The 12,728-nt window shown below is 38.0% G+C and carries 14 protein-coding genes; 7 read left to right on the top strand and 7 right to left on the bottom strand.

From position 1 onward, the window contains the following. Window positions 1–39: 39 nt before the first annotated feature. Window positions 40–525, top strand: coding sequence for an AAA family ATPase (locus AB1467_04415; GenBank protein MEW6295508.1), 486 nt, complete (start codon window positions 40–42; stop codon window positions 523–525). Next, a complete protein-coding gene (locus AB1467_04420; protein MEW6295509.1) occupies window positions 522–1,721 on the top strand; it encodes a hypothetical protein in 1,200 nt (399 codons plus the stop codon). The genes AB1467_04415 and AB1467_04420 overlap by 4 nt, the downstream gene beginning before the upstream one ends. Window positions 1,722–1,733: 12 nt before the next feature. Here AB1467_04420 and AB1467_04425 read toward each other — a convergent pair whose 3' ends face one another. Then, window positions 1,734–5,882 carry a hypothetical protein gene (locus AB1467_04425; GenBank protein MEW6295510.1) on the bottom strand — a complete coding sequence of 1,383 codons (4,149 nt, stop codon included), beginning with the start codon at window positions 5,880–5,882 and terminating at the stop codon, window positions 1,734–1,736. A 113-nt stretch (window positions 5,883–5,995) separates the two neighbouring features. Here AB1467_04425 and AB1467_04430 point away from each other — a divergent pair, with 113 nt between their 5' ends. Both AB1467_04430 and AB1467_04435 read left to right on the top strand, forming a co-directional pair. After that, window positions 5,996–6,325 carry a hypothetical protein gene (locus AB1467_04430; protein MEW6295511.1) on the top strand — a complete coding sequence of 110 codons (330 nt, stop codon included), beginning with the start codon at window positions 5,996–5,998 and terminating at the stop codon, window positions 6,323–6,325. A 52-nt stretch (window positions 6,326–6,377) separates the two neighbouring features. Then, window positions 6,378–6,728, top strand: a complete 351-nt coding sequence (locus AB1467_04435; protein MEW6295512.1) for a hypothetical protein — start codon at window positions 6,378–6,380, stop codon at window positions 6,726–6,728. 205 nt (window positions 6,729–6,933) lie between these two features. Here the strand turns inward: AB1467_04435 and AB1467_04440 are convergent, their stop codons facing one another. Beyond that, a complete protein-coding gene (locus AB1467_04440) occupies window positions 6,934–7,269 on the bottom strand; it encodes a YbjQ family protein (GenBank protein MEW6295513.1) in 336 nt (111 codons plus the stop codon). Window positions 7,270–7,434: 165 nt separating this feature from the next. Between AB1467_04440 and AB1467_04445 the strand changes: the two genes are divergently transcribed. Further along, a complete protein-coding gene (locus AB1467_04445) occupies window positions 7,435–8,034 on the top strand; it encodes a TIGR00296 family protein (GenBank protein MEW6295514.1) in 600 nt (199 codons plus the stop codon). A 27-nt stretch (window positions 8,035–8,061) separates the two neighbouring features. On the opposite strand, the gene AB1467_04450 is transcribed toward AB1467_04445, so the two are convergent. After that, the gene (locus AB1467_04450; protein ID MEW6295515.1) at window positions 8,062–8,604 is read right to left on the bottom strand and encodes a hypothetical protein; all 543 of its coding nucleotides are present in this window, start codon (window positions 8,602–8,604) and stop codon (window positions 8,062–8,064) included. Beyond that, window positions 8,605–8,868 (bottom strand): hypothetical protein, encoded by a 264-nt coding sequence (locus tag AB1467_04455; GenBank protein MEW6295516.1) that lies wholly within the window; start codon window positions 8,866–8,868, stop codon window positions 8,605–8,607. It lies immediately after the preceding gene. Window positions 8,869–9,242: 374 nt separating this feature from the next. Here AB1467_04455 and AB1467_04460 point away from each other — a divergent pair, with 374 nt between their 5' ends. Next, window positions 9,243–9,512, top strand: coding sequence for a PRC-barrel domain-containing protein (locus AB1467_04460; protein MEW6295517.1), 270 nt, complete (start codon window positions 9,243–9,245; stop codon window positions 9,510–9,512). A gap of 61 nt (window positions 9,513–9,573) precedes the next feature. Here the strand turns inward: AB1467_04460 and AB1467_04465 are convergent, their stop codons facing one another. Beyond that, a complete protein-coding gene (locus AB1467_04465; protein MEW6295518.1) occupies window positions 9,574–10,737 on the bottom strand; it encodes an NFACT family protein in 1,164 nt (387 codons plus the stop codon). Window positions 10,738–10,857: 120 nt separating this feature from the next. On the opposite strand from AB1467_04465, the gene AB1467_04470 reads away from it, so the two are divergent. Next, window positions 10,858–11,262 carry a hypothetical protein gene (locus AB1467_04470; GenBank protein MEW6295519.1) on the top strand — a complete coding sequence of 135 codons (405 nt, stop codon included), beginning with the start codon at window positions 10,858–10,860 and terminating at the stop codon, window positions 11,260–11,262. Window positions 11,263–11,285: 23 nt separating this feature from the next. Here the strand turns inward: AB1467_04470 and AB1467_04475 are convergent, their stop codons facing one another. Further along, window positions 11,286–12,497, bottom strand: coding sequence for an NAD(P)/FAD-dependent oxidoreductase (locus AB1467_04475; GenBank protein ID MEW6295520.1), 1,212 nt, complete (start codon window positions 12,495–12,497; stop codon window positions 11,286–11,288). Between the two features lie 11 nt (window positions 12,498–12,508). After that, entirely contained in the window at window positions 12,509–12,694 is a 186-nt protein-coding gene (locus AB1467_04480) for a 4Fe-4S binding protein (GenBank protein ID MEW6295521.1), read from the bottom strand. Window positions 12,695–12,728: the final 34 nt, after the last annotated feature.

Genomic DNA, 12,728 nt, shown 5'->3' on the forward strand with positions numbered 1-12,728 from the left:
TGATTCTCTTTTCTTTCTTTGCCTGCAAAAAAATAATCTATGAGAATTATAGTTACGGGAACCCCTGGAACAGGCAAGAGCACTATAGCAAGGAAAATTGCAAAAGAATTCAAATGCAAGTTATTAAATGAACTGCAATTCGCACAGAAAAAAGACCTTGTGAAAAAGGAAAAAAAAGAAAAAGTAATTGAAATAAAAAAATTAGGGAAAGAATTGAACAAGCTGCTCGCAAGAGAAAAAAACATTGTAGTGGAAGGTCACCTGCTCTGCGAAACAAGATTAAAGAACATAGATTGCATTATGGTGCTGAAAACCAACCCAAAGGAATTGAAGAAAAGACTTAAGAGAAAAGGCTACAGTGAATTGAAGGTTCAGGAGAACTTATTCTGCGAGGAAACAGGCTACTGCCTCAAAAAAGCCCTAAAAAATTACCCTAAAAGCAAAATAATACAAGCAAAAAACGAGAAAAATTTAAAGAGAAGCCTAAAATATATTATTAAAGAAATCAAAAGGAAAACAAAATGAAAACAAAATTCATTCTAATACCGCTTTTTTTTGCTTTTGTCCTTGCATCAGCAAGCGCTGCAGTTATCTCAGAGCAAAGCTTTGAGAAAATGGGCTACAAAGACACATTCATCGTAAGCGGGGTCCAGCAGGAAGACTGCGAGCAAATAATATTCTACCAAACAAGCCTTCCAAGCGAAGGCCAATTTGTTGTTCTTTCAGTGCATGCAGAATTCAAGCCTCTGCCCCAGCAGCCTGCTGGAATTGCGGTTTACCTGAACGACGAGAATACAGCGCTCAAGGAAGTGAAAGCACCGGAATTCTTGAATGGGTGGAGCAGGATTGTTCTTCCAGCAGAAAAAGTAAAGGAAAACAACACTCTGAGGATTTGCGCCGGGACATCTAATGCAACAATCGAAACAGATATACTGCCTAACTCAATGATTGGGACATACTTGATGCCTTATTTCCCTGAAGGCTCATTCACAAAAGAAGTAAGCGTAAAACACCCGAAGCTCAGGGAAGAAATTAAGGTCACAGTCAAATTAAAGAATTACGGCAGCGAGAAAACCTATGCAGAAATAAAACAGAAGAAGCCCGAAATAGACAGAGAAGATGTAAAAGCAATTTCTGGTGCAACAGAATGGAATGGAGAACTAGGACCAGGGCAAGAAGCAAAACTAGAGTTCACAGTAAGGATAACAAACCCCAATACAAGGGTTCTGCCTGCAGCACAGGCAACCTTCACCAACGTGTTTGGGGAGCAGGAAACAATTTACTCCAATTACCCTGAGGTAGTTCCAATAGAGCCCAATACCTTAGAGCCAGTAATCCTTCTTTCAAACCCAATAAATCTTTTAGGGGAAAACTCCGAGGTAATCCTTGCAGTCAAAAACAACGGCTCCAACCCATTATACAATGCCAGCGCTAAATTGATTGTACCCCAAGAATTATTCTTTCAAGGGGCCCTGGAGAGAAAGATTGACGTAATACAGTCAAACCAGACATTATACTTCAAATTCAATGCAACAGCAAACACTCAAGGGAAGTTCCCCTTAAACTGCATTGCAAGCTTCACTGATGTAAATGCTTACACATTCAACTGCGACGAAACAATCATAGAGTACAGGAGTCCTGAATCCAATCTGGGCCTTTCGGTCGGAATAATAATGCTCATAATCGGAATATTCTTCTATGCATACATCTATTTTAGGTGAATTAATTTCCTATTAATCCTTCTTTGGCAGCCTTCTCAGCTTGACTTTTTCTTCTTCTTTTGTTCTGTTGTTTGGGCGCCTGAATTTCATGAAGCAGAAAATCAATGCAATGGCAGCCAAAGGAACCAGGGCAACAATTGGAAGAAAGCTTTGGGGCTTTCCCATTGCATTCCTCGCCTGCCTGGAGAAATTGATTGAGTCAAAAAAATTGTTTGAATTAAAGGTCTTACGGGCTTTTGAGAGGAGGACCTCAGATTCCTTTGAGCCGTAGTTTTCCTGAAGTTTTGCTGCAGTCTCGAGTTCAGCGAAACTGTCTTCCCTTATCTTATTGAAAGCGCTGTCAAGCTCTTGTTCTAAAACAGAAAATTTGCTGTTCTCTTTATTCAATTTTGATTCAACAGAAGAAGCCTTGCTCAAGGCCTTCTCAAAATCATTTGAGTCAACTGCCTCCAAGAATTCTTGGAACTTTGAGTCAAAAGAAAGGTCCTGTTGCAGCGAATCCAATTTCAGCTTGATTTTCTCCAGCCTGCTCTTTGTAAGGGGCAGAACATAATTTTTTGGTATACCCCCAGAAAACAATTTATTGAATGACTCCAATAACTTTTTTGTTTTAGAATTTTCTGTTAGGCCCTTGATTTTTTCTTTCAATCCTGAAAGCTTTTTTGAAGCAAGTTCCATGAAAGAAGAATTTAAGTCTGAGGCCCTGGAGCCCAATTCAAGCAAAGATTTTTGAGCTTTATTCAGGTCATTTTCAGCCAGAGCAAAGGAAAGCCCTTCGTCCAAAAAAAGGAATTCATTCTTTAAGGGAGAAAGCTCTTGTTGGAAAAAATCAGAGGAAAGAATTTTACGCAAGGAGTCCTTTAATTCCTTCTGCTTTGAGCCAATGAGCTTTGCAAGAGGTTGTATTTCAGAGCCCTCAAGAAGGCTTTTAGCCTCAAACAACAAGTTGAATGATTCTTTTTCTGAGCTTGCAAAAATGGATTCTGCTTCCCCAAGCAATTGCATTGCTTTCACGGATTTTTCCTTTAAGGAAGAAGCCTGAGAAAAAAAATTTGAGTCCTTAAGGAATTGAATGTTCTGCCCTGCTTCATCCAATTTGCTTTTGATTGAATTCTTCAATTCATCGAAAGAGAGCCTTGAATTAACGGAAGAATTATTCAATGAAAGAAGATCATTGGTTTTTTCTCTTAATTCAGTTAAACTTTTTATTTCTGAATCAGAGGAATAACCAGAAAAAGAAATTGAGTTAAACTCACCCTCCAATTCTTTTGCTTTCAGGGAGATTTTATTATTAGAAGAAAGGAGAAGTTCACCCAAATCGCCCTCAAGCTTTTGCCTGAAGGAAAGCCAGTAATCCTTCTGGTTTTCAATCAAAATTTTCAGGGAATAATTCCTTGCCTGGCCAGGCAGAATTTTACCGGAAGAAAAAGAAAGGCTGTTATTGGAGAGAACTTTAGTTTTAATTTCGATTCCGTCAGAGGAATAAAGGCTCGCCTGCTTAATGTTCTTTGAATCAAAATCCAGGGGAAGAACCAAGTTCACTGAATCAAAGGAAAAAGAAGAATTGTTTCCCACAATCAAATCATATAAAATTGACTGGCTGTTTGAGTCAGTCTTCTGCTGGGAAGAAAGAGACAACTGCAGTGAGATTGGTTCAGGAAGAGAATAATACAAAAGCATCGAATCATTTCCCTTGAGCCCTTCAAGCAAAAAAAATGCCTTGCCTGAATAAAAAGAAAAGGGAATGCTTTTGCCGTTAAAGAAAGCAAACAAGTCAAAAGCTTTTTCGCCTAATTCAACTGAAAGCCTCACCCTTGAAGCCAAAGGCTTTGAATTAAAGGAAACCTTCTTTTCAACAACAGCCTTGAACTGGTCTGAAAAAAGAAGTTCCTCTTTTTCTTCAGAGCTTAAAACCATTTTATTCAAATCAAACTCCATTAAAGTAAGGCCTTCGGGAAGAGAATTCAAGTCAATCAAAATCGCATTATCCTTTACTCTCGCTGCAATAACATTAAAAGAAAAGGAAACTAGAATAATTTGGGAGTCAGGATAATCAAAAGGAATTCCTAAAGTTAAAGGTTTGCTTATAGAGAAACTGAAATTGTTGTTTAGGGAGAGCCTTGCTCGCGCAGAAAAAGGCTTGTTTAGTTCAATCTCAGGCACGCCAGAAAAAAAGAATTCTGCTTTCTCTGAAACCTTTTTTTGAATTTGCTCTGAAACAAAACCTTCAAGGTTTGAGGCAAAGCTCGAAAGCAAGGAATCAACTTCATCCAGGGAACCAATTGAATTATTTAAATTTAATTTTCCTTCAGAAAAGTACTTGCTCAAAGAAGAGAAAACATTGGCGAAGTTCTCTTTTTGGGGGAAAGAATTAGATTCAGTCAAAGACATCAGTTTTGAGGCCTCAGAATAATTGGAGTTAATCCTTGCAATCGCCTCGTTTTCAGAGAAAAGAAAAGACTCAACTGAAGACTCGAGGCCAGAGCACTGACCCGCTAAAACTGAAGGATCGATTGAAGTATCAGCCTTTAATTCCTTTAATTGATTGAAGCCCTCCAAAAAATTGCTTAAATCCAAGCCAGAAGAGAAAGCCCTATCAAGAAAATCAAAGCAGTCCTTGGACTTCATTGAGTTCGCTGCCTGAAAAGAAGAAAAATCTTTTGAAGCAGAATCAAACCTTGTGAATGAAGCCAGAACCTGAAAGCAGAAAAAAATCTTATCTTTTGGTTCAGAGGAATTCCTGTACTCCAAAACCCTGAAATCAAGCCTTGCCTTTAGGTCTAAAAGCTCAATGGAATCCTTTTGGCCTTCAGGAACTTTTGTTCCAGCAATTGAATTAATTCTTGCATCACACAAAGCAATAAGACCGTTGACTGCATCAGAGCTGAAGAAATCAATTTTGGAATTAAACTGATTTACGGACAAAGAAAGGGCCTTCAGTTTGCTAAGCTTTTCAGGCAATGAAATCCTGCCTAAAAAGAAGCCCTGCTGAAGAGAAAAGAAGTCTTGCTTCAATTCACTGAGTTTTGCAGAAGAATCAGACTTAAAGGACCCTAAATCAGAGAAAGAAGCTTCTTCAGAAGAAGAAATAAAAGACGAAACAAAAGAATCATTCAAGGAAGACAAAAAATTTTGATTCAAGCCCTCAAAAAAAGAAAGGTCCTGAGAATTCAATTTATCATCAATTTCAGTAAATTTTTTATTCAATTCCGATTCAAGGGCAGAAGACTTTTGCTGTAATTGAGAGCGGTGCAGTGCATCATTCTGAACAAGTAAAGCAAAAGAGGCTGCAACAGAATTCCTGCTTCCTGCAACAGAATCATAGAATTCCATTAAAGAAAAAGCAGGCATTGAACGCAAAATCTTGATTGTTCTTGCAAACTCATCCTGTCTCTCAAGGAAAGAAATTATTCCCGAAAAAGCCAGCTTCATTACAGGAACAAAAATATTTTTTGACTGAATATTCTCCACAGTGCGCTTCTCCATGAAATCAAGCAAATCATAAGAATTGAATTCCTGCAGGTAATCGCTCTTAAAGCCATTCTCAGAAAAAAAAGCGCTCAACTCTGATGCCTTCAACTTGTACTGGGAGGCAAAAGAATTAGCATCAAAACTAATTGATTTCTGGCCTAATTCATTCAATTCATTATTGAAGAGAATGAAGTCATCAAAGAGGGCTTCCTCTTTCACCAGAGAAATCTTCTCTCCATCCAATGAATCTGATTCCAGTTCAACGAAGGCAATTGAATCCTTCATGGAAGAATCATATTCCTGCAGGGAATTGGAGAGAAAAAAATTCAATTCGTTCACATGGGAAGGCAGGATTTCAGTCGAACCAGAAGAGCACAAGGAATTAATGGTCTTAATCTCCTTCAAAGCCTTGTTGAAATAAAGCCAGGAGGCAGCCAAATGGTTCTTGAATTCATGCAATCGCCTATTAGAATTAAATGAAAAAATACTTTGGTCAAAAGAAAAAAAGTTTTTCTCTACAGAATTAAAGCATTCCTCCTGCGAACTGCAATCAGGAATAGAAGAAGCAGAATTCTGAGACAACACAATGCAGTCATTCCTTGCCTCAAAGAGCTTCTTCTCCTCAAAGCAGCCGCTCAAGAGAAGCAGGAACAAAAACAATGCAGTAAACAGGAATAAACCAACCCTCATGAAAAGAAAACAAAACAGAAAAATTTAAATAAATTTTCCAACGTGAATTGACGAAAAGAAAGCTTTTTATTTTATTTTCATAATGAAATGGTACTAGAGAGTTGGTTAAGAGAATGAATGAAAAGGACCGGCAGCAAAGCTTCAGCGAATATCTTGACAAGGCAAAAGAAAACAAATTGTTTGTAAGGTTTGTTTTCACGCCTGATTTTAAAGAAGTGGAAGAATTTGCAGTAGTTTATATAGCAATTATCAGGGAGAAAAGCTTTGAGACAATGCGTTATGATTGCAGCAGCAAAGAAGCAGTGAATGTGCATCAATTCTTTTACAGAAAACCTGAAAAAAGATATTTAAACAAAGAAAAATGCTTTGAAACACTCCAAGAATTCATTGAAGACATCAGAAGAAACTGGATTCATTACAGGCAGAAATTTTTGGAAAGATAACCGAAAATGTTATATAACTTTATGAGTTATAATGTATTAAGGTGGCCCAAAAATGGAGCAATTAATCATTAAAGTAGGAGAACACATGGACAAAGACTTAAGAGAAGTATTCCTTGAACCAAAAAAAGCAGTGCCTGGCACCCACACCCTTTACTTAAAAAATTTGGGTGAATTGCAAGGAATTCTTTCCCCGAAAAGATTAGAGCTTTTAATACACTTAATTAAAAACCAAGAAGAAAAAAATACTGTAAGCAAGCTTGCAAAAGAACTTAAAAGAAAACAGGAAGCAATAAGCCGAGACTCAAACATTCTAGTAAAACACAACTTAATAAAAAAAATCAAGGAAAAACAAATGGTTTACATTAAAGCGCTATACAAGTCGTTAAACATTCAATTATCTTAAAAAAAAACATAAACAATTTAATTATCTTAATAATTTTTGGTTCCTTTTTCCTTCATTTTTATTTCTAATTTTTGCTCGCCTTTCTGGCTTTTAAGGTACAGATAAATCAAATATAAAATTACGGCAATTATCACTACAATAATAACAAGCAACAAAAAAAAGAAACCAGGAAGAAACGAAAGAAAAATCACAAAATTCACCTGAATTATTTGGTTCTCTCTGCTATTTGCAGTGCTGTCCCTGTCGCAGAGATAAGGACTATCCCCTGGTAGACCTCGCTTGTTTCAACGTCAACGCCTACAACAGCATTTGCCCCGAGAGCCAAAGCCTTTTCCTTCATCCTGTCAATTGCCTGAAACCTTGCCTTCTCCATTTCAGAAGTAAAAGCAGTTACCTCCCCTCCAATCATGGATTCAAAGCCAGCAATAAATTTTCCGCCCATGCCTCTTGTCCTGCAGGTAACCCCAGTAACAATACCAAAATTTTTAACAATTTTGTATTCCTGCGGCAACATTGTTGTCATCAAAATAAGTTCAACCATCAAAAATCACCTTCCTATGTACTTAACGCCCATTTCTATTTATTCTTTTTGTTAAATCAAACCCTGAAATGCAAACAATTTAATTTCTTTTTAGGGCATTAATTTATGGGCAAGGGCGCGGATAAAAAATCCAACTCTCTCCCCTTGCCCAATGGAGAAATTATAATGCCGCAGAAATACTCTTTGAAGCAAGGGGAACAATTGGTGAAGTTAGCCAGAAAGTCCATTGCGTACTATTTGCATACAGGAAGCGCGCTGAAAGACCAGGCGCCAGAAGAATTCAGGGAAAAAAGAGGCCTTTTCACCACAATTCACTCTTTTCCTTCAATGGAGCTGAGGGGCTGCATTGGATTCCCTTTCCCTGTAATGCCTTTATGGAATGCAGTAATTGAAAGCGCTGTAAGTGCTGCCTTTTCCGACCCCAGGTTTCATCCATTAGAAGCAAAAGAATTAAACTCAATTATTGTCGAACTATCAATTCTGACTCAGCCGGAAGAAATAAAAGAAGAGAAAGGGAAAATTGCAGGAAGTTTAAGGAAAGGGACTGACGGCCTAATAGTAAGAAAAGGAAATAATTCAGGCCTTCTTTTGCCCCAAGTGTGGCCTGAACTGGACTGCAGGGCAGAAGAATTTTTGGCCCACACCTGCATGAAGGCTTGGCTTCCAGAAAACTCATGGAAAGACAAAGACTGTAAGGTCCTAAAATTCCAGTGCCAAATCTTCAAAGAAAAAAAACCCGAAGGAAAAGTAAATGAAGAAAAATAAATCAAATTCTTCTTTTAGGTTTTTGGTTTAATTTCTTATGGAATGCTTCAAGTATTTTTCAATTGTTGCTTTTTGTCTGCCTGGAAGCCTGCTTGCAGGGCCCAATTCTTTCTCTAACCTCAAGAACTGATTTCTAATCCTGGGCACATTCATTAAATCTGACTTAAACTTTTGCGTTGAAGCCATTGCCTCAAACAAGGGCTTTTCAATTAATCCATTGCAGAAATCCTTGAATTTGCGGTCTGTTGTCTGATGAGAGGTTTTGGCAAACTCAGCGAATTTGTTTCTAATTCTCTCCATTTCCTTTATTTCTCTCATATCAAAGGTTTTAGGCTTTAGATATCCTGCACCAAATAAATTTTCTATAACCCCAAAAAAATTTACGGTAACCCCGAAAGGAATTGCCTTCTCCATTTTCTCTTGTGAAAAATTGAATTCTTTTCGTGCTTTAGTGTGATAATGCAAAAGCATTCTTTCGGCTTCATCCAGTCTTTCTTTAGGAATCTGCCAGCCTTTCTCGTACTCAATTACAAGCTTTGCGGCCTGCTCCAAAGATATTTTTTGTTCCATTCACTCACACTTTTGTGGGTCAATGTTATTGGATTCAAGGCAGGAGAAAAGAGAATTTATTTCATTGTCCTGCACTGCCTTTTTGGCCTCGCAGACAGCAAGGCCTGAAGTCACCTGCTTGTTAAAAGAAGGCTCAATGAACTGGTGGGCAACATAAACCCCTACAATAAAGCCAAAAATTAAAAGGAATAACATGAAGATCTTCTGCACAGACCAGAAGCCCCTGCCCTTTGAACGGCCTAAGCCTTCATCTTTTTTTGCCATTTAAACACCATGAAAAAATAAGGGCATTAGAGATTAAAAAAGATATGCCTCAAAAAAAATTCGTTGAAAAGCGAACAATTTTGCATTATGAGAGAATTAAAAAGAAAAAATAAAGAAAAAAAAGCAATATACATAACCAATTTTTTGTATTCCGTGCCCTGCGCTTTTAGAAGGGTTTTTATTCTTAAGAGACTTATGTAGATGGAGTGAAATGGCTTTCAGGCAAAATGAAAATTCTTTGGAATGGCACTATAAGCAGGAAAGCGTAATGTATAAGCCCTAAAAATAGTAACATTTATAAAGGAAAACGACTTTTATAAATATAATAATTTAGCATTTGTGGAAAAATAAAAAATTTTAAAGGTGAAATAAAAATGTACAAATACACTGTTGCAAGGCAATTGGCTACAAAAAGGGTTATTACCAATAGAGGCGACGAAGTAGGAAAGCTCACAGACCTTCTAGTGAACGAGGTAACAGGAGAAATTGAACATCTTCTGGTTGAAGTTGACAGAGACAGCAAGGCAGTGAGAAGAATTGGGGCAAAAGAAAGAATTCTAAATATTCCTTACACGGCAGTAACAGCAGTAAGCGATGTATTCATTGTAGACGAAAGAGAACTAGCAGGAATGTCAGGGGAATAAAGCAAAATCCAGCTGAAAAGAATTAACATCTAAATATCGATAATTTTCTTTTTGTAATTCTTTAATCTTTTTTCTCTAACACCAGCTTGTTTTTGGTTAATTCTACGACTTTCAATTCAGGCGCATTAGACTGAAGGAAAAGATTAAGCTTATACATAAGTTGCTTTTGGTTTTCGGAATCAGCTAGAGCAATAGGAGAAGTAGTAGTAGCAGCAGCAATTATTGAAAGAAGATTCTTCAAGATGCTTTCATTCAAATAAATGAGTTCTGCCTTCAGTTTATTCTGCTCTGCTTCACTTTCAAGGCCTTTTAATGCGCTCAATTGATTGTTTAAGGAATACTCTAATGCCTTGATTTTATGGCTTTCTTCAGCGCTTTCCTTTAATTCATTTTTTTCTTCTGTCCCCAAGATTTTGGGGGCAAAATATTCGTCCAAAAACCCGTTCAGGCCCTGGCTTAATTCAATCTGGCCTGCAATGCTCCTGAAAGGGAAGGGAAGAAGAAATTCCTCTTTCTCTTTCACTGCCTTGACAGGCTTTAATTTCTTTAATTCAATTGAATGGATTGAATGCATTGCCTCAAAAACCTTCTTTGATTCTTTTTCTGAGAGCTTTGAAGGCGCCATTTTTTTGTCCTGAGAGCACTGAAATATTATCTCCTCTGCAACAATTGGGGCAATCTTGAATCTCTCCATCAGGAAATACACTAAGGTTTTCTCGTATTTTGCTGCTTCACCCATGAATTCCTTGAAGGAAACACTTTGGGGATTCAATTTGGAGCTCTGGGGGAATTTGTACTGAAGGCCCTTCTCTATTTTCCTGTCCTTCCACTCCTCTTTTTTTAGTGCGCCGTCAATCAAATAATTCTTGTCTGTAAGAATAATGTTCCCTTTAGCAAACAATTCAATTACAAGATAAAAGGAATCAAACTCTAATTCCGCCACCCTGTCAAACTCTTTCTGCTTAACTGAAATAATCTTTTTTCCCTCAAGCCTTTTCCTCAAGAAAGCGCCAAAGCCTGAAGTAAGCTTTTTTGCATCTAACTTAAATTCAGAAAGAAAGAAGATTTCTGGCGTCACAATCAAGTTTTTTGCTCCCTGCCTTGAATGCAGCTTGAACTTGAACTTGTCTTTATCCAGTTCCTGCACTTTGTTCACGAAAGAGCCTTCTAGGAAAGGCCTTAATTCTTCTACAAGAAAAGCCAGGGAAAGATTAATCAACTGCATAAAACAACCTTACAATAATACTTGGAGTGAAAAACATAATAATTAAATATATCGTGCGTACACAATAATTAAATATCAATTAATTGTTTTTGTTATAATTTAAAAGGGGAAAAAAAACAAATGAACAAAGCAATTTTAGTGGGACTGCTTTTAATCATATTAATCGCACTTTTTGGCTGCACTCAGCCGAGCGGTCAGGCAGTAACGCCAGCAGAAGAATTAAATGTCCTTCCAACAGCAGAAGCTGGAGGCCCTTACACTGGAGGGGTAAACAAGTGGATTCAATTAACAGGAAAGGGAAGCGACAACCCTAACGGCGTAATAAAAAGCATTGAATGGAGTGCAGACAGCCAAGACTGTTTTGTTGATGAGCCAAGCATTGTAGTGCAAGGCAAGGGAATGCCCGACGCAGTAAATTACTCCTTCATTGCATGCAGTACAACAGGAACATTTAATGCAACACTTACAGTAACGGACAACTCAGACGGAACAACAACAGCAAAAGCACAAGTAATCATTGAATGAGATTGAATATTAATTTGCTTTTTTTATTTTTCTTTTAAATACTTGAGGATTATTTTCAGCAGGCCCGGGTGCATTATAAGCTTTTTTGTGGCAATGGCAATGCTCTGCATTAGGTCGCCTTCAGCCAATTTGAGTACATCCTCCCCGCTCATGGAAGAAGCAAGAGTCTCAAAATCGTTATCACTTAAAGCCTCAAACATTTTCCTTCTCTTTAAAATTGACTTCAATTGATTGCCTCTCTTTTCATACCATAAGGGGTCAAACTGAAACAAGAAGTTCTGACTAAAGTCTTTTGCTTCATGAGCCTTCTTTATTACTTCTGCTGCAAGCCTTCCAGCCTCTATTGCAAGGCCCATTCCGCCTCCATGAATTGGGTTAACCTGATGGGCTGCATCCCCTACAACAATCAAACCGTTTACTGCGTGATGTTCCAAAAATCCTCCAACAGGAATGCCTCCGGCCATGACCTGAATTATTGAACCCTTTTTTAGCCCGGGCATTGAATCAATCCATGCGTCCAAGTAATATTTTGCAGTTTCTTGAGTATTTGCCCCAATTCCAATTCCTACATTAGCGTAATCCTTTCCTTTCGGGAAGATCCAAAGATAACCGCGACTCGCGATTTTATTTCCGAAGAACAAGTGAATCAAATTTTCTTCGCCGAAATCAATTCCAGCCATTTCATACTCAAAGCCTGAGTCAACATGATATAAGGTTTGGGTTGTCTGCATTCCAGCCATTCTCGCAATCTTGGATTCAAAACCGTCAGCTGCAACAACAATGTTTGCTCTAACTTCAATTTCTTCTTGAAAGTGCTGAACTTTAACTCCTTTCACAAATTCTTTTTCCTTAATTAAGTCTGTTACAGTGCTCTTGCAGTAAATCTTTGCTCCCTTCCTTGCTGCCTCTCTGGCCAAGAATTTCTCGAATATTTTTCTTTCAAGAACATAACCTGAAGTCTTCTTGAAATCCAATACCAGTCTCTTTCCCGAAGGAGAATATAGTGCTGCCCCTGTAATTGGCTGGACAGCCCAGCAAGGGTCCGGCTGAAGGTCAAGCCTCTGAAACCATCCTGCGCCTAATCCTTCACCACATCTTACAGGCTCTCCTATTTCTTGATCTTTTTCAAAGAGTATTGTACTTAAACCTAATTCAGCGCATTTTGCTGCTGTAGCAAGGCCTCCTGGGCCACCGCCGACAACAATTACATCATAAGAATTTTTTACTCCGCGCATTATTCCACCAATTATTTTTCTCTCCATGCCCCTACTGGACAAATTCGGACGCAGGAATAGCATTTAATACATTTTTTTTGGTCCATCAGGATCTTTGTTTCCTTTAATTCGATTGCCATTGAAGGGCAGACGCCAACGCAGGCACTGCAGTAACAGCACAGTTTTTCATTGAATGAAGGGAAAGCCTTGTCTTCCATAAATCCCAATCCAATAAGCCGACTGAATAATTTA

Source organism: Candidatus Diapherotrites archaeon (assembly GCA_040755695.1).
GTDB lineage: Archaea > Iainarchaeota > Iainarchaeia > Iainarchaeales > 1-14-0-10-31-34 > JBFMAK01.